General features: G+C 31.2%; 20 protein-coding genes and 1 tRNA gene. 14 read left to right on the top strand and 7 right to left on the bottom strand.

What is annotated here, in order from left to right; translation table 11 throughout:
• Positions 1–56: 56 nt before the first annotated feature.
• Together TD29_RS16825 and TD29_RS16820 are read right to left on the bottom strand one after the other, a co-directional pair.
• A complete protein-coding gene (locus TD29_RS16825; protein WP_040282491.1) occupies positions 57–692 on the bottom strand; it encodes a Crp/Fnr family transcriptional regulator in 636 nt (211 codons plus the stop codon).
• Between the two features lie 215 nt (positions 693–907).
• Positions 908–1,333 carry a hypothetical protein gene (locus TD29_RS16820; RefSeq protein ID WP_040282489.1) on the bottom strand — a complete coding sequence of 142 codons (426 nt, stop codon included), beginning with the start codon at positions 1,331–1,333 and terminating at the stop codon, positions 908–910.
• 382 nt (positions 1,334–1,715) lie between these two features.
• Here TD29_RS16820 and TD29_RS16815 point away from each other — a divergent pair, with 382 nt between their 5' ends.
• The 7 genes from TD29_RS16815 (at position 1,716) to TD29_RS18580 (ending at position 7,175) form a co-directional block, all read left to right on the top strand.
• Positions 1,716–2,975 carry a tyrosine-type recombinase/integrase gene (locus TD29_RS16815; protein WP_052467166.1) on the top strand — a complete coding sequence of 420 codons (1,260 nt, stop codon included), beginning with the start codon at positions 1,716–1,718 and terminating at the stop codon, positions 2,973–2,975.
• A gap of 55 nt (positions 2,976–3,030) precedes the next feature.
• Positions 3,031–3,954, top strand: a complete 924-nt coding sequence (locus TD29_RS16810) for a hypothetical protein (protein ID WP_040282485.1) — start codon at positions 3,031–3,033, stop codon at positions 3,952–3,954.
• Between the two features lie 100 nt (positions 3,955–4,054).
• Complete coding sequence (locus TD29_RS16805) at positions 4,055–4,387, top strand: helix-turn-helix domain-containing protein (RefSeq protein WP_040282483.1); 333 nt, start codon at positions 4,055–4,057, stop codon at positions 4,385–4,387.
• 8 nt (positions 4,388–4,395) lie between these two features.
• Positions 4,396–5,829: a hypothetical protein gene (locus tag TD29_RS16800; RefSeq protein WP_040282481.1), complete on the top strand. Its 1,434-nt coding sequence runs from the start codon at positions 4,396–4,398 to the stop codon at positions 5,827–5,829.
• A 393-nt stretch (positions 5,830–6,222) separates the two neighbouring features.
• Positions 6,223–6,885, top strand: coding sequence for a hypothetical protein (locus TD29_RS16795; RefSeq protein WP_040282479.1), 663 nt, complete (start codon positions 6,223–6,225; stop codon positions 6,883–6,885).
• A 1-nt stretch (position 6,886) separates the two neighbouring features.
• Complete coding sequence (locus TD29_RS18585; RefSeq protein WP_161792630.1) at positions 6,887–7,027, top strand: hypothetical protein; 141 nt, start codon at positions 6,887–6,889, stop codon at positions 7,025–7,027.
• Positions 7,028–7,031: 4 nt separating this feature from the next.
• Positions 7,032–7,175 carry a hypothetical protein gene (locus TD29_RS18580; protein WP_161792629.1) on the top strand — a complete coding sequence of 48 codons (144 nt, stop codon included), beginning with the start codon at positions 7,032–7,034 and terminating at the stop codon, positions 7,173–7,175.
• A 773-nt stretch (positions 7,176–7,948) separates the two neighbouring features.
• On the opposite strand, the gene TD29_RS16790 is transcribed toward TD29_RS18580, so the two are convergent.
• Both TD29_RS16790 and TD29_RS18810 read right to left on the bottom strand, forming a co-directional pair.
• Positions 7,949–8,022, bottom strand: a tRNA-Arg gene (locus tag TD29_RS16790).
• 104 nt (positions 8,023–8,126) lie between these two features.
• Positions 8,127–8,279 carry a hypothetical protein gene (locus TD29_RS18810; protein ID WP_040282477.1) on the bottom strand — a complete coding sequence of 51 codons (153 nt, stop codon included), beginning with the start codon at positions 8,277–8,279 and terminating at the stop codon, positions 8,127–8,129.
• A 615-nt stretch (positions 8,280–8,894) separates the two neighbouring features.
• On the opposite strand from TD29_RS18810, the gene TD29_RS16780 reads away from it, so the two are divergent.
• Positions 8,895–10,916: an endonuclease gene (locus TD29_RS16780; protein WP_040282475.1), complete on the top strand. Its 2,022-nt coding sequence runs from the start codon at positions 8,895–8,897 to the stop codon at positions 10,914–10,916.
• A gap of 75 nt (positions 10,917–10,991) precedes the next feature.
• Here TD29_RS16780 and TD29_RS18100 read toward each other — a convergent pair whose 3' ends face one another.
• Positions 10,992–13,244, bottom strand: a complete 2,253-nt coding sequence (locus TD29_RS18100; RefSeq protein WP_052467165.1) for a M56 family metallopeptidase — start codon at positions 13,242–13,244, stop codon at positions 10,992–10,994.
• Between the two features lie 2 nt (positions 13,245–13,246).
• Positions 13,247–13,606 (bottom strand): BlaI/MecI/CopY family transcriptional regulator, encoded by a 360-nt coding sequence (locus tag TD29_RS16770; protein WP_040282473.1) that lies wholly within the window; start codon positions 13,604–13,606, stop codon positions 13,247–13,249.
• Positions 13,607–13,823: 217 nt separating this feature from the next.
• On the opposite strand from TD29_RS16770, the gene TD29_RS16765 reads away from it, so the two are divergent.
• On the top strand, positions 13,824–14,771 hold the full coding sequence (locus tag TD29_RS16765) for a calcium/sodium antiporter (protein WP_040282471.1): 948 nt from the start codon (positions 13,824–13,826) through the stop codon (positions 14,769–14,771).
• A 57-nt stretch (positions 14,772–14,828) separates the two neighbouring features.
• Here TD29_RS16765 and TD29_RS16760 read toward each other — a convergent pair whose 3' ends face one another.
• Positions 14,829–15,842 carry a glutamine synthetase beta-grasp domain-containing protein gene (locus TD29_RS16760; protein ID WP_040282470.1) on the bottom strand — a complete coding sequence of 338 codons (1,014 nt, stop codon included), beginning with the start codon at positions 15,840–15,842 and terminating at the stop codon, positions 14,829–14,831.
• A gap of 190 nt (positions 15,843–16,032) precedes the next feature.
• Between TD29_RS16760 and TD29_RS16755 the strand changes: the two genes are divergently transcribed.
• The 5 genes from TD29_RS16755 to TD29_RS16740 all read left to right on the top strand — a co-directional run bounded on the left by TD29_RS16755 (position 16,033) and on the right by TD29_RS16740 (position 22,040).
• Positions 16,033–18,219 carry a glutamine synthetase III family protein gene (locus TD29_RS16755; protein WP_040282468.1) on the top strand — a complete coding sequence of 729 codons (2,187 nt, stop codon included), beginning with the start codon at positions 16,033–16,035 and terminating at the stop codon, positions 18,217–18,219.
• A gap of 198 nt (positions 18,220–18,417) precedes the next feature.
• The gene (locus TD29_RS16750; protein WP_040282466.1) at positions 18,418–19,125 is read left to right on the top strand and encodes a hypothetical protein; all 708 of its coding nucleotides are present in this window, start codon (positions 18,418–18,420) and stop codon (positions 19,123–19,125) included.
• Between the two features lie 274 nt (positions 19,126–19,399).
• Entirely contained in the window at positions 19,400–19,540 is a 141-nt protein-coding gene (locus TD29_RS18575) for a hypothetical protein (protein ID WP_161792628.1), read from the top strand.
• A 349-nt stretch (positions 19,541–19,889) separates the two neighbouring features.
• Positions 19,890–21,068 (top strand): AIR synthase related protein, encoded by a 1,179-nt coding sequence (locus TD29_RS16745; RefSeq protein WP_040282464.1) that lies wholly within the window; start codon positions 19,890–19,892, stop codon positions 21,066–21,068.
• A 27-nt stretch (positions 21,069–21,095) separates the two neighbouring features.
• A complete protein-coding gene (locus TD29_RS16740) occupies positions 21,096–22,040 on the top strand; it encodes a DUF3078 domain-containing protein (RefSeq protein WP_040282462.1) in 945 nt (314 codons plus the stop codon).
• Positions 22,041–22,218: the final 178 nt, after the last annotated feature.

Genomic DNA, 22,218 nt, shown 5'->3' with positions numbered 1-22,218 from the left:
TATTAATTTTATACAAATGTAAGGTGGGAAATTTTATTCAGTGTGATAAATGTTACTTAGAAGTCTATGACTTCAATTTTATTCCTACTTAATTTAATTTTGCTCTCGTTTTCTAGTTGCTTTAATAGTCTAGAAATTACAACTCGTGACGTGTTGAGGTCATCTGCGATATCTTGATGTGTTTTTAAAATGGTTTTAGAAGCATTTAATTTAACCGTATCAATTAAATATTTAAAAAGCCGTTTGTCCATTTTCATAAATGCGATGGTGTCAATAGTTTCAAGCATTTCATTAAAACGTACTTGATAGCTTTGTAAAATAAAGTCCCTCCAACTAGAGTTAGAATTAAACCATTCATTCATTTTTTCTTTAGGGATCATGATAACTTTAGAGTCGTTATCTGCAACTGCTCTAATTTTACTGACAGATTTAGCCATGCAGCAGGTTAAAGACATTGAGCAGGTGTCTCCACTTTCTAAAACATACAAAAGCAATTCATTATCATTATCGTCAACTCTCATGACCTTAATGTTGCCATCTAACAATAAAGGGACGTGTGTTAATTCTTGACCAATGTCTATAATAATGTCATTGGTAGTAAATGTTTTTAGAACGCCAAGTTCTATAATATTATTAATAATAAAATCATCAAACAGATAACTAATTTGATTGAGAAGCTCTTTTTGTACCATAGTTCAAAAATAAGTATATTCTTTTTTATTGTAGACTTGAACATTTTTATTAATGTGTGTTTTTTACGTTTTTGTTACAAGAATAGGATGAATTTAAAAATTCAATTATGAAGCATAAGCTTTTTGAAATTAGTAATTAAAATGAAATTGATTTTAAGTAAATAGAAGTTTGCCTAACTACTCATTTGAGGCGAAATTACAAAAATAAAAAAACGTTAATTTTTAGATTTATCACCTAATTCACAGAATGTTTTTAACCAAAATTCTCCCAATGAATCTGGCACAGCATAATTCATATTAACTTCATAATCTTCATATTGTTGAGAATGCTTTACTTCTCCTTCATTATTGTAATATACGGAGACAAGTACACCAAGTTTGAGTGAACGACAATCAAATCTAAAAAGGATAACCGTATATCCTTCATTGATTTTATTGAACCCATATTTGTCATAATCAAGAGGGACATCTTGTTTTGTTCTTTTGATCCAAGCAGAATTTGAAGTATGTTGCCTAATATAAGTTTCGCTGCCATCTAGCTCATTGTTAATTAATTGCCATTCTTGAGAGAAGGAATATGAAAAAGCAAAAAATGAAATTGTAATTAATAATAGTCGTTTTATGGAAAAAATTGTTTTCATTACCTCTAATATAATTTTAATTAAATAAAGATAAAAAATATTTAATTTTCTAACATGGAAAACTTCAAATGCAGCTAAATAAGTGAGTATTAAATACGAATTTGTGTGTAAATGAAAAAACCAACACGCTCAAATATTTTTGAAAGTGTTGGTTTTATTAGTGACCTCGATAGGATTCAAACCTATAACCTCTTGAGCCGTAATCAAGAATTACATTATTTGTTAAATATCTAATAAGTATCTAAATGCTCATAAAACCTAATATTTAAGGCAAATGTACTATTATCTATTAATATCTATTATATGTTTATTAATATAAAAAGTGTGAAAATAGTGTGAAAATAGTGTGAAAACAAATATCTTTGTTTTAAAGCCTAAGACAATGAGTTACATAATATCTATTTACCACGAAAAAAGAAGAGCGAAAGCCAACGGAAAGTTTAATGTTAAGTTAAGAGTTTACAACAAGCTTAACAATATTAAAAAAGTAAGATACTTTTCTACTGGAATAGATTTAACAGAAAAAGAATTTAATACTATTTGGATAAATGCAGAAAACAAAAATTTAAGAGGCACAAATAAAGAGATTCTTTTTAAGCTTCAAGATTTTGAAAAAAGAGCGCATGATGTTGCTAAAGAATTAACGGTATTTGACTTTAAAAAATTTGAAACTAAACTATTTAGAAAATCTACAGATAAAAATAATGTTAAGTATCATTTCGATTTAGTAATACAAGAGAACACAAAAAACGATAAAATAGGAACGGCTGAAAGCTATAAATACACTCTTAAATCATTAATCGAATTTAGTGAAACAAAAAAGAAGTGCAAGGCTGACAAATTAACTTTTGAAGCTATCACACCCGACTGGCTAAATGATTATGAAAAATTCATGTTATCAAAAGGAAAAAGTTACACTACTATTGGTATTTATACTAGAACCTTGAGAGTAATTTTCAATAATGCTATTAGATCAAATGACATTCACAAAGCTATTTATCCTTTTGGACTAATAAAAGACAAAAAATATAAAATCCCAAAATCAAAAAAAGTAAAAAAAGCATTAAAATCTACTCAACTAAAAACCTTTTTCAATGCACAAGTAACAAACGAAAACGAACAACAAGCCAAAGATTTTTGGTTTTTTAGTTATGCTAGCAACGGTATGAATTTTAAGGATATTGCACTTTTAAAACATTCAGACATAAAAGGAGATAGTTTCTCTTATTACAGAGCTAAAACGTTTGACAAAACAGACGAAAAAAAAGAAATAACAATATATTTAACCGACTTCACAAAAAGCATTATTTCAAAATATGGTAATAAGTCAAATACTGGTTTTGTGTTTAACATCATATCAAAAGGAGATACACCCGAAACACAGTATAAGAAAATAAAAAACTTCACTCGATACGTTAACGATCATATTAAAAGAATAGCAAAAGCAAACGGTTTACCTAATGATATTTCTACCTATTGGGCTAGACATTCATTTGCCACTAATTCAGTCCGTAAAGGTGCTAGTATGGAGTTTATAAGTGAAGCTTTAAACCATAGTGATTTGAGCGTTACAAAAAATTATTTTGCAGGTTTTGAAGATGAAGCAAAAAAGGACTTTGCAAACAGTTTGCTTGATTTTTAACTAAACAGAAATTTACAATAATTAAAAACGCATCAAATCAATAATACTTTAAGCAATGGATAACGGACAAATTTTAGAAACGGCAAAGACAAAAAAAGCCAAAGGAATGGATTTAAACGACAAAGAAAACGAATTATACAACAACTATATAAACACACTTAAAATTTATCCAAACACCTATAAAAATGATGCTTACGGCTTACTTTCTGAATTGTATGACGAACTTCAAAATTTTGATCCTGAACAAACAGACAAAGAAAATCAAATATCAATTTATTTTAAAATAGATAGTGCTATTAATGATGTTATATTCTTTGCTAAAACAACGGAACTAAAGCCCGAAAAAGTAAACGAAATAATTAGAATAGGTAAGTTTTTAAACCAAATAAAAGTTAATCTTAATAAAGTTAATGAAGCAGATATAAACGAACCTAAAGACGCTTTTAATTTTGGTTTAGATGGTAATGATACACCGAAAAAATTTATTGAACACGCTGAACTAATTGAAGCCAAAATATTAAAAGGAATTGAAGCGGCAGAACCTGTAGAAGTGGCACAAAGTAAAGAGCTAACTAAAGACGAATTATTCAAGGAACGTAACAATTTAATTCGAGAAGTAAAGATTGAAGATGTTTATAATTTTTTTAGTGTTTTAATTAATAAACCAAACAGAAAAGGAGAGTGTTATTTAAGCGAAAACAAGCTTTTGATATTCATAAAATCTACTTTTATAGATAAAGAACCTATACAGCAAACTTTTGATGTTGGTTTTAGTAGAGACAAAAAAGACGTAAGAAGTGTGTTTAAAAAATTTCAAGATTATTGTTACGGTTTAGAATACAACAAAAAAAATGTAAAAGAAAAATACTTCGACATTATGTATAATGCCTTTAAAGGTTTCAATAAAAATACAGACTTTAATAAATGGCACGAAACAAACAACAAACTACCAATCCTAAAAAGCCCAAAGGGTAAATAAAAGGTTACTAAGGTTAAATAAAAAGCTATAAAGGTTATTCAATTTAAAACATCGTAACAAACAGATAACTATGCATTTGTAACAATAAAACAAGTGCAAAATGAACACATTATCTTTCGATCAATTACCAAATGTAGTCGCTGAACTTCAAAGAGGACAAAGCGAAATTTTAGCCTTACTTTCTAATAAGGCAAAACCTCAACCCGACATTGAAACACCTATTAATCTTAATGAGGTTTCAAAAATTACAGGATTAACAAAACCCACCCTTTACGGTTACGTTCAACGTAATGAGATACCACATAACAAAAAAGGTAATCGACTTTATTTTTTTAAATCTGAAATTGTCGATTGGATAAAAACAGGAAAGCAAAAAACCTTAAAAGAGTTGGAAGCTGAAAATGATGAGTTTTTGTCTAATTCAAATAAATAAGGTTGATCATGAAAAACACCACGAACAACCCTATTACATCTTTGGAGGATTTAAAGGTTAAAGATACAAAAAAATTATTCCGTAAAACAAAAACAAGTTTTCAAATTAGCTCAAATGGTATCGCTAACAACTTAAAAAATAAAGGGTATCGTAACCATAACGAACAAACTTTAAAAATAAAATACAACATTGCTACGGTTAAAAGTCCTAATGATATTTTTAATGAAGTTTTAAAGGATATCAAAACAGAAAATAACGACCTATTAACTGATGCTTTTTATAAGCAAGGAGAAACAATCTTAATAAAAAATAAAGCCGTTATAAGTGGTTTTCCTGAAACAACATTAACACCTTATAGGGATACTAAGGATAAAGGAATGTTATTTTTTATTAATGGTTTTATTGTAATTACAGCAAATGAAATTTCGTTTTATCAATATAGCGAACTGACTAAAATCATACCTAATAACTTTATTTATAAGGAAAATATTATAAATGGCTATTGGAATGAAAAAAGTGTAAGTAAAGATTCACAGTTTTATAAATTTCTTACACTTATCACTGATGACCAAGAACATCTTAAAAGTCTTTTAAGCGCTTTAGGCTTCCTCACCAATACACATAAGGACGAGAGCAATGCAAAATGTGTTGTTTTTAGTGATGCAAATTCACAGATAACAAACAGTAGTCAAGGTCGTGGAGGTAAAAACCTCGCTATAAATGGGGTTAAAGAACTTAGAGACATAGCAACCCTTAACGGTAAGCAATGCGACTTAAAAGAAAAGTTTGTCTTCCAGCAAATAAAGGAAAATACAGAAATTGTTTTACTTAATGATGTAAAGCCAAATTTTGATTTCGAAGACCTTTATCCGGTAATAGATGGCACAATGCCAATAGAGCGAAAATATGCAGATGTTAAAGAGGTTGATTATGAACATAGCCCAAAGTTCATTGTAACCACAAACAGACCTATTAAATCAGACTCAGGATCTTCCAGAGACAGACAACACCTTATCATTATCAACAATTACTTCAATGAACACCATAAGCCCATTCATGTATTCAAAAATAATTTTTTTGGTAAAAATTGGAGTAAAGAAGAATATTCAAAATTCTACAAGGTTATGGCTGAATGTATGCAACTATTCCTTAAAAATGGATTAACAAAATACATAAATCCTAAGCTTAAAACTGAATTACTAATTAATAGCACCAGTAATAAATTTGTTGAGGTTATAGACAGCCTTATTGATTTAGATAAATGGTATTTGTTGAGTGAAGTGGCAAATCAAACAGAAGTTAAGGACAGCAGAACCACCTCTAAATTTTTAGAGTTATACGCAAATTCCAACGGTTTAGAAATGACTAAGGAAAAACGGACAGGCAATAAAACATACTTTTTATTAAAAAATAGAGACTTATTAAGTGATTTAAGTAACTAAAGTTACCATGTAGTTAACCAACTTTTAATTTAAGTAACTCACAAAACACCAATGTTTATAAGGCTTTTAAACAAAAAGTTACCATAGTTACCTGTTTTTCTATTATTACGTGTAAGAGATAGAATGTAATATATAGTATGAATAATAGTATATGAAATTAAGGTAACTATGACAACTCACAAGCAATAACACCAATGTTTATAAGGAATTAAAGCAGTTACCTAAATTAAATTCAAGGTAACACAAGGTAACTATTTCAACAAAATTCAACAAAATGCACCACAATATCCGCCCGCCTTAACAATTTGCCACAATATCCGCCCCCAAGTCAAAACACCTACTATAATACACTAAATATAACGCCCGAAAGTGGCACAAATGCAATTTACAAAAATGAAAAAACAATTATTACAATACGACGAAGCATATGAAGACCGCTTCATAAAAAGAATACAGGCAGCCCCTGAACTACTGGAAGCCGTAAAGAGTGAACTAACAGCGCAAAAGGTAGATCATAAACTAAAGCTATCAGATTTAAAGGACGGTAATTTTGTGACAATATTTGAAGACTATCAAAAAAAGAAGATGCAACAGAGAATACCTGAAGCAGATTTTGAACAATGGTTAATCTTATGCAATATTGACACCGATAAATTAACAGAACTTGAAACACGTTATAAAAAGCTACTGGATATTAAACATTACTTTTATTCTCAAAATCATAGCTATTGGGAAAGCAAAGAAACCTATAACAAAGGTTTTGATAAAATAAGCCACCCCGAAGCGCCTAAGAAAAAAGAGTATAACCTAGATGACTTCCTAAAAATATCAAAAGACAGCTACAAGTTAAATATAGATAGCGAACTGTTTAAATTATATCTAACGAATGAAAAGCAAGCAGAAGCAATGGAAGTTGTTACCGATCAAGTTAAGTTGTGTAAACGAAAAAATGATAAGCCAGCAGATACAATAAGAGTTGCTGGAGAACTGGTAAAGGATATTGATGCAGATTATAATATTACTTGGAACTATAACGCAATTTTAAACATTAAATAATATGGCAGATATAACACTCACAGCAGAAACACAAACGGCTCTTGAGCATGAAATAATAAAACACAATGCAAAAGGTTTTAGCCCAGTTGGTAATGTTATCCAAAAAGATGGTATGTATCAAATAACGGTTATTAAATTATAGGGCTATGATAGAATATAAGATAATAGTTAAGCACTTAGCCGAAGATTTACAGATTGAAATTGATGAGGCGGCGGCAGATAATTGGAAAATTAAAACAAACCCAATTGTAACAGATGAAGGAGTCTTGATAATTATGTATAGAACTTAGATTTGTCAGACTGTTTGAAAAAAGGCTTGTTATCATTACGATAGCAGGCTTTTTTTTGCTTGTTATATTTATTTGTTATATCACACCTAAAGCCAGCTAAAACCCTTATTATAGCTATATTCAATGATAAAATATATTTATGATAGTTTTTATCTATAACGCACAATATAACAATATCTGAAATGTATGCTCAATGTGTGCGAATCGGTGTGCAGAACATATTACTGCGTAAAATGAAGTCTTTTCCCAGTACCTTTTTAACTATCACATTATCAAGTAGTTACATAGTTGTCGTTATATTTTATACCTTTAGAGCATGAGCCAAAGACGTAAGCCTAAACACTACGACCCACATAATCCACCATGGATAAAACAAAACCTCATCTTTGGAATTATATGTTGTGCCATTGCTGGTGCTGGTTATGGCTTGTAAACTATATGAATATCTATTCACATAAGCACACACGAACGAACCTCAACCGATACGACTAAGAATATAGCCAAAGAATAAACCATCCTTAAAAGGGCTTTATTTGTAATGTACTAAAGATTATAAATTTGCCACCTCACACGCTTACACATAACCACAGGTTAACACGCTGAATTATGCGGCTAAAATGATGAGGTAATGCAAGAAATGTAAAATATGCACGTTTTAGAAAACATTTAATTTAAGTAATGTTGTAGTGTTAATTCTGAATTTGTGTGAAAATAGTGTGAACACTGGAAATAAAAAAAGGGCTTCAATCTCTTGAAACCCTTATAAACATTAGTGACCTCGACAGGATTCAAACCTGTAACCTCTTGAGCCGTAATCAAGTGCGCTATTCAGTTGCGCCACGAGGCCAATTTTGTGGGTGCAAATATACTTCTTTTTAAAGAAACACAAAACAAAAGTGGTTAAAAAATAGATTGTTTTTTAAAGATTATAAAAATAAGTTTTCACGGCATTCAGTCCAAAGCTCTCGACGTCACATAAACGCGCCAACCAATAATGGCTAACTGTATTTTAGTGGCTTTGCTAAGATCTAACTGTTGTTTAGAGTAACTAGGTAAGAGTATTTTATTTAATTTGGCGAGTGCCTTAAAGAAATTCTGTTTCATACAGTTAAGTTTAGTAGATATCTACTTAATTGTAAATTTACGGAATTAGAATTAAAAAAAAAGGGTTTAAAAAATGATGTAAAACTTATTCTAGACTAAGTTTTACATTCAATGTGGTTGGGTTTAGCTTATCGAAAAAAGAATATCGATAATTAGTTTAGTAAGTGTCATCATAATGTTTGGTTTTAAGGTTAATAATTGATTATTTGTTTGATTGAGTTTTCAATATATATACTTAGAAAGGTATTGTCCAAACGTTTATACTAAAATCTATGAAATTGAATATAAGTTTATAACTTAAAAGATCATATATGTTTCAATTAACATGTGACTTGTTTGATAAAAGTTATAATTTGTTACTTTATTTAATGTTTTTAGTGGTTATTTGTAATTTTTCAAGGGGCTTTTTTGTTGATTTTTTAAAAGTCAAGGGTGTTTTCATTATAAAACCATTAAATTTTAGCCATTTCATCATTTTAGATTTTAAGTATTGGATGTTTAAACCATACTATTATGTAATTAAAATATCACTTTTAGTGTTAAAGTTGATAACTTCTTAAAGTTTAATTTACAAATAGGAATGAGAGTTGATTACATTTGTGTAAAATAGTTACTATGAAAAAAATACTACTCTTAGCTTTATCGTTTTATATAACCCAATTTGCATTTGGGCAAGTGGTCATTAATGAACTAGATTGTGACACAAGTTTTGAAGGAGACAATACAGATAGACACGAATTTATTGAGATATTATCAGAAACACCTAACTTTCCATTAGATGGTTATGTTATTGTGTTCTTTAATGGCTCATCATCTGGTAATAACTCCAGTTACTTTACGGTAGATTTAGAAGGTTATACGACAGATATTAACGGTCTCTTGCTTATTGGGAGTAATTCAGTAAGTCCTGTGCCTCAGTTTTTAATTTCTGAGAATGTTATTCAAAATGGAGCAGATGCCGTAGCCATATATCAAGGAAGCTATTTAGATTTTCCAGAAGAAACCATTGCTACCATTGATAATCTAGTTGATGTATTGCTATATGATACTTCAGATTCTGATGATCAAGATTTCATCAATATCTTTAGCGCAGATCCTAGATTTGCAGACATTGAGCAAATCAATGAAGGGCCAGGAAATAACTCAAACTCAATACAGCGTTTTGTTGATACAGAAGGTAACGTCACCTATACATCAACCACACCAACACCTAGAGCATTAAATGATGGCAGCGGTATTGTGCTCAATGGGATTGCAATGACTATTGATCAAGACCAATACAATGAGTTTGATACCTTTGATATTACATTTACTTCAGAAACTCCTGTCACAGAAGAGCTCAACTTTAACCTGCTATTAGATAACTTTGGGTTTAATACTTCCGATTTTACTGGCAACACATCAATCACGATTCCTGTAAATCAAGATACAGCCTCAACAACCATTACGTTAATTGATGATGCCGATGATGAAGGTGACGAGGTCACAAATATTCGTTTTGAAAGTTTACCAGCTCAATATTTAGCACTTAATAATAATCTAATGATACGTATTGTAGATAACGATTTTACAATGGCTGGCTTTGGTACACCTTTAAATCCTACCTTCGGAAATGTAACAAGCACACAACCTAGTAGCTATTACAATACGTTAGATGGCTTAGCAAACGAGGAGTTGCGACAAGCCTTACAAGATATAATTGCAGACCCAACAATTGTGAGGGCTCAAACCTATGCTGATATTTTAGATATTTTAGTTGAAGCAGATCAAAATCCATTAAATAGTAACGAAGTCTGGTTAGTATATAAAGAATTTGGTCGCTCTAAATTAGATGTACAATCAAGCTCTGATAATTTCGAAAAATGGAATAGAGAACATACATACCCTAGATCTAGAGGTAACTTTGGAGATATAGAAGAAGATGAAATTGCAGATGGCGTAGATATATTTTGGGAAACTAAAGCAGACTCAACACGTCATGCAAATAGTGATGCTCACGCACTTCGTCCAGCCGATGCTACTGAAAATAGCTCACGTAATAACAAAAATTATGGAGATCCTGCTTTTGGAGCTTATAATGGTCCAACAGGAACTGCCGGAAGTTTCTATGGCGATGTTGCAAGAAGCGTTTTATATATGGAAATAAGATATAATGAATTATCTGTTCTTAATGGATATCCAGTGATACCAGATTTAGAAGACTATCCAGGAGAATTAGGAGATTTAGAAACCTTGTTAGATTGGCATAGAAATGATCCGCCAGATGATTATGAGATGAATCGTAATAATGTGGTCTACACATGGCAGTTTAATAGAAATCCGTTTATAGATCAACCAGATTTAGTAGAATATATTTGGGGAACTAATGTTGGTCAAACTTGGGATCAAGAGTTGAGTGTTAATGAGTTCGATTCTAACCAAATAAGTGTCTACCCTAATCCAACCACAAATACGATTACAGTTAAAGGGTTGAATACTCAAGCAGATTTACAAGTGTTTTCTATAGAAGGCAAATTGCTAAAGTCCTTTGTGTATAGAAATGAAGCAACAGTAGATTTAAATCTCCCAAGCGGAATGTATTTATTATCGATTTCTTCGGAAAGTAAGAAAACCGTAAAGAAATTAGTGGTTAATTAAACAAATAGCCAAATATTTAAAAACCCTTCAAAATTTAATATTCTGAAGGGTTTTTACTGTTAAATCCTTAAGGGTCTAATTACCTATAGCTCTCACAAAAAGAGCTTCTTTAGTTCTTCCCATCACAATATCAGGAATAGCTTCAGCTTTATCTTTCCAGCTAGAGCTTGATTTTCTACCATTATTATCATCTAAAGTAATTTTGATGCTTGTAATCTCACCAGTTTTATTGCGTTTTACTTTTGAGAATTTAGCGTCAATACCATGTTTTTGTAACTCTCTTTTTTGCTTTTCTAAAAAAGCATCTGTAGCGTTTTTAGTGAGAATGTATTCTATCGTTGCTGCACCATTATTATTATTATTATTATTATCTTCAAATTTAATAACGGTTACTTCATTTTTAATTTTCCATGGGTTGTTATCTGTGTTCATTACATGATTAGCAGTATTGGTTTTAATTATAATCACTCCATTTTTGCCTTTTTCTCCATACAATTTAAGTGCTTCGTTATCTTTAATTATTTCCATAGATTCAAAACTGTTTGGATCTAATTTTTTGAAATTTATGTTAGATCCTTCAACTCCGTCAACAATAACTAAAGGTTCATCTTTTGAATCTTTACTATAAGTTACTATAAATTCATCATCCTGTGAGTTCAAATTGTATGTTTTCTCTACAATTCTATGGTTAATAGAGTCTCCAGGTTCACCAATTTCATAGGTTACCATTTTTTTGTTTTTAACAGCCCATACTGGAGCGTTTTTTGTTCTTAGTAATACAACGCCATTTTTACCGCCTTCTCCAAATCGTTCAATTGCAACTTTATCCTTAAGAACATTGATGGTTTCAATAGCGTCTGAATCTATATTTTCAAATACCGATTTTTCAACAATTTTACCATTTACGACAAATAAAGGTTCGTCAGATTTAGAAACAAAAACATTGGTCTTTCCATTTTCCGAAGCATTGATACTAATTTTTTCTCCATCTTTATTAGTCCAAGTTTTTGATTCATATACAATGGCAGATGCTTCATGTTTTACATCTCGATGCTCACTATGAGAATCTTCATCGTTTTCTATTTCTTCAATAACGTAAACATTTGAACTTCCAGTAGATTGTACTTTAGTTTTACCATTATGTGTTGTGTAAGTTTTAGACGTTCTATCTGTAAATGTGCCAACAACAAACATGCCTTTTGAGGTTTTAAATATAAACGGCTCGATAGCCTTGTCTGATTTAGCATGATAAATGCTAGAGTTGTCATTGTAGTCAAATTCGGTTTTAATGGCTGTGATGTCTCCTTTTTTATTGCGTTTGATTTTTGAGTAATCAAATGTCACGCCTTGATTTCGTAATTTCTTTTTAATTAAAACCAAGTCTTCATCACTCATATCGTAAGTAAATATTTGCTCAATTTCTTTGGTTTGAAAAAGTGCTTTTGTAGGTTTTTCTTCTTCTAGAGGAATTTCAACATATACGTTTTTCGTATTAAAACTCATCATAAAGAAAGCTAGAAAAGGAAGCACCAGAACTAGTTTTAATTGATTGATTTTACTCGATTTTGATTTGTGTAACATAACGATTCGTTTTTTGATTAATGATGTATGAAAATTATTTGTGATTGCTAAGTGATATTTGTTTACGCTAGCTTTTAATAAAACAGTTTGATAGCTTTTTTCGCATTGCGAAATGTGCTGCGCTTTTTTGTCGGCTATAAATTCTAAATTTTGCTGCAAGGCTTTTTTGTACAGCCATACAATTGGATTAAACCAAAATAAAATACAGGCTACTTGAGATAATAGCGTGTCTATAGAGTGCCATTGTTGTGAATGTACTTTTTCGTGATTTATAATGTGCGTAATTTCTTCTTTTTTAAATTGATTAGGATTGTACACAATACGGTTAAAAAATGAAAATGGAGTGATGTTTTCGTGGGTTTCTAATAATTTAAAAGCGCCAAGAGATGTGGTTTTACTTGACTTTATAATCTTTCTAAGCGACAAAAAATCAACAATCAACTTTCCGAAGAAAAATAAAATACCAGCAAAATAAGTCCATAAAATAAGTTGCATGTAATCAAACGGCTCTTCTGTAATGGTTTGATGAGGAGTGGAGTTGCTATAATTAAATACAAAATTGTTTGCGTTTGTAACTGTGTACTCAATATATATAGGTATCACAACCAAAGGTATAATGCAAGACATAATTAAACCTGTGAGTAAAAAACAGCGGTTAGCTTGAAAAAATGTCTCCTTTTGAAGTAATAAATGATAGCATGCATAAAAAATAAAGAGAAGGGCAGATGCTTTTAATATATAGTCCATAATTATTTTTTTTGCTCAATTAATGCAATGATTTCTTTTAATTCATCAACACTTATCTTCTCTTCTTTAGCAAAAAAGGAAACCACGTTTTTATATGAATTATTGAAATAATTTTCAATTGCGGTATTCATAAATCGTTTTTTATAGACTTCCTTGTCTATGATAGGGTAGTATTGATGCGTTTTACCATAAGCATTGTAGCTAACAAAACCTTTGTCTTCTAAATGTCTTATAATGGTAGAAAGTGTGTTGTAGTGTGGTTTGTCTTCTTGAATTTCTGCGAGGACATCTTTTACAAAAGCTTTTTCGAGCTTCCATAAGATGTGCATAATTTCTTCTTCTTTATTCGTTAGTTTTTGCATCTAGAGTATCGTTTAGTTCCTGAAAATATTAGAAATTTAATCCCTTTTTCAAATGTATAACTATTTTTGCAGTTATACAACTACTTGTATAGTTGTTTAACTAAAAATTAAGTTTTAGAATTTTAGATGGGATTGATTTTAATTATTTGCTATTATAGTATCTTCGCAGCATTATAGTATGTAATACTTTAAACTACGTTATTAAAATAGAATATTTATGAGTTTAGTTTGGATCATTTTAGGATTGTTATTATTAGTAATAGGAGGTGAGTTTTTAGTACGTTCGTCTGTTGCTTTATCCTTTAAATTGAATATTTCTAAAATGGTCATTGGAATGACTGTGGTGAGTTTTGCAACATCGGCTCCAGAGTTATTGGTAAGTTTAAATGCTGCACTTACAGGTTCTCCTGCTATAGCTATTAATAATGTTATAGGCTCCAATATTGCTAATATTGGGTTGGTTTTAGGGATTACGGCTTTGGTGAGCTCTATTGCTGTAGATAAGTCGTTTTATAAGCTCAATTGGCCTGTTATGATGTTATTTTCTATAGCGTTATATTATTTTCTTTGGAATGATAGCCAGCTCACTGCAATTGAAGGTGGTGTTTTGTTTTTTGGTTTAATTGTGTTTTTAGTTGTTTTAATTCGTTCTGCAAAAAAAGACACAGTTATTGAAGATGTTGATGATAGTTTAGCAGTGGTTTCAAACTTTAAAATTATTATGTGGTTGCTAATTGGAGCAGCAGCACTTTATTTTGGATCTGTATGGTTAGTTGATGGAGCCAAAGACTTAGCCATAAAATTAGGTGTAAGTGATGCTGTAATAGCTGCAACAGTTATTGCAATTGGAACTAGTGTACCTGAGTTGGCCGCATCGGTTATAGCTGCAGTGAAAAAGGAAAAAGCACTATCGTTGGGGAATTTAATTGGTTCAAATATTTTTAATATTGCTTCGGTTTTAGGGCTAACTTCAATAATTAAAACAATCCCAGTGACAGATGCTACTATTTTAGAAAAAGATATTTATTGGATGTTGGCCTTTTCTGCTGTGCTTATTCCATTGATTATTATTCCGAAGAAATTTCAAATCTCAAGATACAAAGGGCTTTTGTTGGTTGTTGCCTATGGTGCTTTTGTTTTCTTAGCGTTTAAATCACAGGTATAAAAAAAACGCCTTCTCATTATAAGAAGACGCTTTATGAACAAAATTATATGATATAATCTAGCTGATGTTAGCAGATTTTACAGTTTTGATAATACGACCTGCAATTTTGTAAGGATCACCATTTGATGCTGGGCGACGATCTTCTAACCATCCTTTCCAACCTTTCTCAACAGTAATAATTGGTATACGTATGGACGCACCTCTATCTGACACTCCATAACTAAAGTCGTCAATAGATGCTGTTTCGTGATCTCCAGTTAGTCGTTCGTCATTAAACTCACCATAAACTGCAATGTGTTCTTTTACTACTGGTCTAAATGCTTCACATATTTTCTCGTAAGTTTCTTGAGAACCACAAGTTCTTAAAACTGTGTTAGAGAAGTTGGCGTGCATACCAGAACCATTCCAATCACCTTTTACAGGTTTTGGGTGATATTCAATATAGTATCCATACTGCTCTGTTAAACGATCTAATAAATAACGAGAGATCCAAATTTCATCCCCTGCTTTTTTAGCACCTTTAGCAAATAATTGGTATTCCCATTGTCCAGAAGCAACTTCTTGGTTAATACCTTCAAAGTTTAAACCAGCTGCGATACATAAATCTGCATGCTCTTCTACAAAACTTCTACCGTGTGTATGTCTTCCACCAACAGAGCAATAATACATACCTTGAGGTCCTGGATAACCACCAATAGGGAAGCCTAAAGGTAATTGAGTGTCTTTATCCATTACAAAGTATTCTTGCTCAAAACCAAACCAGAAATCATTATCATCATCATCAATAGTAGCTCTGCCATTAGATGCATGTGGAGTTCCATCTGCATTTAAAACTTCAGTCATTACTAAATAACCGTTTTCTCTTGCTGGATCAGGGTAAATCGCTACAGGTTTTAATAAACAATCAGAAGCACCTCCTGATGCTTGTTTTGTTGAAGAACCATCAAAAGACCATATTGGACAATCTTCTAATTTTCCACTAAAGTCATTTTCAACTTTAGTTTTACTTCGCATGTTTTGAGTTGGCTTGTAACCATCTAACCAGATATACTCTAATTTTGATTTGCTCATGGTGTTTTTAATTTTTTTATAAATTCTAAAGTACAAATATTAGTTTTTTTATGAATATGTCAAAAAAAATAGGGTATTAAAAGATCATTTGTTATTAACAATTGTCAATACCCTATTTTTAACAGGGTAAATGTTTTTAAAAATTAAATATTCATTAAATTTGCCCTAATTTAATGATAAAAACATAATTATGTCAACACTTAGATTTCATGCTCTTAAACAAGTTCATTTACATAAACCTTTTCAAATTGAAGAAAATGAAAGGCGTTCAGAACGTTTTGGAGATAACGTTTTTAATGAATCAACAATGCGTCAATACTTAACCAAAGTAGCATATGAAAACGTTATGGATGCTGTAGTAAAAGGCTCAAAGATAGATAGAACAGTCGCAGATCATATTTCAACAGGAATGAAAGAATGGGCAATTTCAAAAGGAGCTACACATTACACGCATTGGTTTCAACCCTTAACAGGTGCAACTGCCGAAAAACATGATGCCTTTTTTGAGACCATTGGTAATGGTTTAGCTATAGAAAAGTTTGGAGGCGGACAACTCGTACAGCAAGAACCAGACGCATCTAGTTTTCCTAACGGAGGAATTAGAAACACCTTTGAAGCTCGCGGTTACACGGCTTGGGATCCAACTTCTCCAGCGTTTATCTACGGAACAACATTATGCATACCAACTGTATTTGTATCTTATACTGGTGAGGCTTTAGATTATAAAACACCGTTATTGAGAGCGCTTCAAGCTGTAGACGCTGCAGCAGTTGCCGTTTGTAAATATTTTGATAAAAATGTAAAAAAGGTCAATGCTTCGCTAGGTTGGGAACAAGAGTATTTTTTAATTGATAATGGCTTGGCAATGTCGAGGCCTGATATTGTACAAACAGGTAGAACACTATTAGGACATTCACCAGCTAAAGGTCAACAATTAGATGATCATTATTTTGGTACCATTCCAAATAGAGCAATGGCTTATATGCGAGATTTAGAAAATGAATGTATGCTTCTTGGAATTCCTGTAAAAACGAGACACAATGAGGTGGCACCAAATCAGTTTGAATTAGCGCCAATTTATGAAGAGGCCAATTTAGCCGTTGATCATAATTCGTTATTAATGGATGTAATGGATAAGATTGCAGCAAGACACAATTTTAAAGTCTTATTTCATGAAAAACCATTTGCAGGTGTTAATGGATCTGGAAAACATAACAATTGGAGTTTAAGTACTAATACTGGTGTTAATTTGTTAAGTCCAGGAAAAACGCCAATGAGCAACCTTCAGTTTTTGACATTTTTTATAAATACCATTAAAGCTGTTCATGAGCACGAAGAACTTTTACGAGCAGCAATTGCTTCTGCAAGTAATGATCATCGACTTGGCGCCAATGAAGCTCCTCCTGCAATTATTTCAGTATTTATTGGTGATCAGTTAACCAAAGTGCTAAATGAGTTAGAAAATGTAACTAATGGGAAGTTATCTCCTCAAGAGAAAACAGATTTAAAGCTTAATGTTGTTGGTAAAATTCCTGATGTATTATTAGATAATACAGACAGAAATCGTACATCGCCTTTCGCTTTTACCGGTAATAAATTTGAATTCAGAGCAGTAGGTTCTACAGCAAATTGCGCCAATCCTATGACTGTTTTAAATACTATTGTAGCTAAGCAACTTATAGATTTTAAGGCAGAGGTTGAAAAACTTATCGATAAAAAAGCAATGAAAAAAGATGATGCTATATTTAATGTGTTAAGAGAATATATCAAAGCATCAAAGCCAATTTTATTCGAAGGTAATGGTTATGGAGAGGCTTGGGAAAAAGAAGCTAAAAAACGCGGCTTAAGCAATAATAAAACAACTCCAGAAGCTTTAAAAGCTAAAGTGTCTAAAGACGCAATCGCTCTTTTTGAGAAACTAGGGGTAATGAATAAAGTAGAGTCTGAAGCACGTTATGAAATAGAAGTAGAAGAGTATAGCTTACGAATACAAATAGAAGGGCGTGTGCTAGGTGATATTGCAAGAAATCATGTGGTGCCTACTGCAGTTAGATATCAAAATATTTTAATTGAAAATGTTAAAGGTCTCAAAGAGATTTATGGTGCTTCATTTAAAAAACTAGCAAAAGAACAATTGTACCTTATTGAACAAATTTCTAGTCATATAGAAGGTATTAATTCTAATGTTACTAAAATGACAGATGAGCGTAGAACAGCTAATACTATTGAGAATTTAGAAAAGAAAGCAGATGTTTATTGTAACAAAGTGAAGCCGCTGTTTGAAGATATAAGGTATCATTGTGATAAACTGGAGTTATTAGTTGATGATGAATTATGGCCATTGACCAAATACAGAGAGCTTTTGTTTACAAATTAGACGAAGTCATACAATTCAACAAATATTGTTAACGAGTAATCGAGAATATGCAAATATTGTTAGTATTTTATCGATATTTATAATGCATTAGTCTTCAATAGTTATCATTTAAGAATAGTGTTTGGTAAATGGTTTATTGTATTGATAGCTCTTAATTAATACTTAAATGCATTGAGATTTAAGCTAAATAATGTGATCATGATCAAAACCGCTTGTATTAACTATTTAGCCTGTATTTTCTATTTACTTTTAACGGTAAATAGTTATGCACAAGAATTATTAGACATCGGAGAAAAATCTGCTTCAGAGTCATTGTTGTCAACCGCGTTGCGATCTAAAACAGCGATTTCCATTGGAGTAGGAAGTACACTTTTAAATGGTGATTTTAAAACATCAGATTATGAGAATTTCTTAGAGTTTCAACTTAAACAGTCGGTAACATCAAAATTGATTATCAGTGGAAATCTAAAAAAATTTGATGTCAAAAATTATGATTTTGATAAGTATGGATTTCTCTCTGGAGATTTAAATCTAGAATGGTACATGTTACCAAACAATAAACTCACTCCTTATTTGTATGCAGGACCAGGTTTGTTAATCTCAAATGATTTTGATGATAAAAATTACAAGGTTCAAGGAGGTATAGGTCTAGATTATTTAATTAATAATTGGTTGGGTATTGTGGCATCAATAGAAGCAAATTATATTTATGACGAGCAAAACGGTTCGCAATTACTACAAAAGGCAGATGGGTTGTATTACAATGCAAACATAGGTCTTCAGTTTTACTTCGGAAATGGAACTTACGCAACACGAGGTTCTAAACGTAAAAAGAGAAGAAAAAAAGAAAAAACCATCAAAGAAAAATCATCTATTATCGAATCAAATTGGATTGGTAAAACATAACTACAATATCTTTGTAATGTATTAAATGCATCCTAATTTCTGATTTATTCAGCATGATTAGGATGCATACATTTTTAGGGCTCTCACAAATAAATTAAATGTTAAATAACTGTGTCTTTATCACGTCTTTATACGTAGTCTTACGTATCTTTTTTTATTAAAAATGTATTTCACCGAGTTATTATATCAACTAAACGAAAATATAGTTAAAGGTGCATAAACACTACATTTATTGATTAACTTTGTCTTGCTATTAATCAATTTTTATAATAAAATGAAGAAGTTACTATTAAGCGTTGCTGCACTAATGTTTGCAACCTTATTATTCTCTCAAGACGACTCTAACGATGTTAAAGATGATTTAACTCAAGAAAATATCGTTAAAACCGAAGCGAGATTTCAAGCAGAATCTTAATTGATTCCATAAGGTTAAACGAACAACATTTGGCATTGTATACAATGTCAACAAAAGACAAATATGTTTTTAAAAACATATTTGTCTTTTTTTTGTACCTAAAATTAATGTCATACCGTACGTAGAACACTAATTTAATACTTGTGTTCTTCGTAGCTAAAACGTTTAAAATATAGAAAAGGCCTTGTAAACTAGTGTTTTTAACCATTTTGTGATTTACTGAGTAAAAGACCGTTCAAAAATGTTTTTAAGAGTAGGTAACAAAGATTGAAACAAATTCAATAACTGATGTTAAAAATAGACTCAAATTGATGTAACAATTCTTATTTTTGTGACTCAACACAAACTTATGAGCCAAGATATTAGTAAACGCTATGCACAAAGAGGTGTTTCTGCTTCTAAAGAAGACGTGCATAATGCTATAAAAAACATTGATAAAGGGTTGTTTCCTAAAGCATTTTGCAAAATTGTACCAGATTATTTAACAAATGATGAGGAATATTGCCTCATAATGCATGCAGATGGTGCAGGAACAAAAAGTGCATTAGCTTACATGTATTGGAAAGAAACTGGAGATATTTCAGTTTGGAAAGGTATAGCACAAGATGCACTTATCATGAATATTGATGATTTGCTGTGTGTTGGAGCAACAGATAACATTATGTTGTCATCTACAATTGGACGAAACAAAAGCCTTATTACTGGTGATGTACTTTCTGCAATCATAAACGGAACAGAAGAGTTAATCCAAGATTTAAAATCTTTTGGAGTTACCATTCATTCCACAGGTGGAGAAACCGCAGATGTTGGTGATTTAGTGCGCACCATTATTGTAGACTCTACAGTTACAGCTAGAATGAAACGTAGTGATGTCATCGATAATGCTAATATTAATGCAGGAGACGTCATTGTTGGTTTAGAAAGTTTTGGTCAGGCCACATACGAAACCGAATATAATGGTGGTATGGGAAGTAATGGTTTAACGTCAGCACGTCACGATGTATTTCATAAGTATTTAGCCAAAAAATATCCCGAAAGTTTTGATGCCTCAGTACCAGAGGATCTAGTATATTCTGGTCAAACACAACTTACAGATGCTGTTGAGAATTCACCAATAGATGCAGGTAAACTCGTGTTGTCACCAACCCGAACTTATGCGCCAATTATAAAAGCAATACTTTCTCGTTTTTCTTCGGAAACGTTACATGGCATGGTACATTGTTCTGGTGGAGCACAAACTAAGATTTTACATTTTATAGATAATCTACATATTGTAAAAGATAATATGTTTGAAATTCCACCGTTATTCAAATTAATTCAAGAACAATCAAAAACAGATTGGAAAGAAATGTACCAAGTATTTAACTGTGGTCATCGTATGGAACTATATGTGACTCCAGAAATTGCTGAAGACATTATTGAAATTTCAAAATCATTTAATGTGAATGCTAAAATTATTGGTCGCGTAGAAACTTCCGAAGAAAAAAAGCTAACGATTAAAAGTGAGTTTGGAGTATTTGAATATTAATACCGTACATATCATAAATTTTTTTTAATGAAAAGAGCAACAGTCATACTATTTTTGCTTTCAATTCAATTTTTAAGCGCACAAACAGACTCTATAAATGCAGTTGTACCATTATACAAATGGCACCAAAGTAATAGGGCAGGACTTGATATTAGTGAAGTTACCTTTGTAAACTGGAATGCAGGAGGAAGTAATTCTATTTCAGCTTTATTAAACGTTTTTTCAGAATATAATTACAATGACTTGTATTATAAATGGAAAAATTCTGTGCGATTACGATATGGAATTAATAAACAAGAAAATCAAAAAATTAGAAAAACAGAAGATGAGTTAGAGCTTATTTCTACAATAGGTTTTAGACAAGATACAGTTACCAATTGGTATTATTCTGGTCGTTTTAATTTTAAATCACAACTGTCTAATGGTTATAACTATCCTGATAGAGATAATCCAATTTCAAGATTCATGGCACCTGGTTACATGTTTGTTGGAGGAGGTGTTGAGTATGGTAAAAACTTAGATAAATTTTCTGTTTATTTTTCACCGTTAACATTTAAAGCCACATTTGTGTTAGACGAAGCGCTGTCTAATGCTGGATCGTTTGGTGTAGAACCAGCAATTTTTGATGACGATGGTAATATGATTAAAAGCGGAGAGCGAGTAAGGTCTGAAATGGGAATACTCGTAACAAATACCTATGAAGCCAATGTTTTTGAAAATATTAATTTGAGAAATCAGTTTAGTCTTTATACAGATTATTTAGATCAATTTGGAAATATAGATGTCGACTGGGAAATTGTTTTCGATTTTACAGTAAACCAATATGTTAAAGCAACACTAGGTTCTCATTTGAGATATGATGATAATATTAAAACATTGGTGGCTACAGATGTAGAAGATGAATTTGAAGAACGAGGAGCAAAAGTACAATGGAAACAATTATTAGGTGTTGGAGTTATTGTAGATTTTTAATCTTTATATAAATCCCTTAATTAAAATTAAAAAGGCACTTGTAAAGCTACAGTCTATTAAAAATATTACTGTAAAAAATTTGAGATTAGAAACACCTCGTATTTTGTAAAACCGCAAGCGCTGTCTTACCTTTCTATCACTTATCATAAACCATAACACAAAGGTTAAAAATAGCTTC

The organism is Psychroserpens damuponensis, from assembly GCF_000826655.1.
In the GTDB taxonomy this organism is placed as follows: domain Bacteria; phylum Bacteroidota; class Bacteroidia; order Flavobacteriales; family Flavobacteriaceae; genus Psychroserpens; species Psychroserpens damuponensis.
Note: the sequence above shows the minus strand (reverse complement) of the source record. Positions and strands in the feature narration are given on the sequence as shown.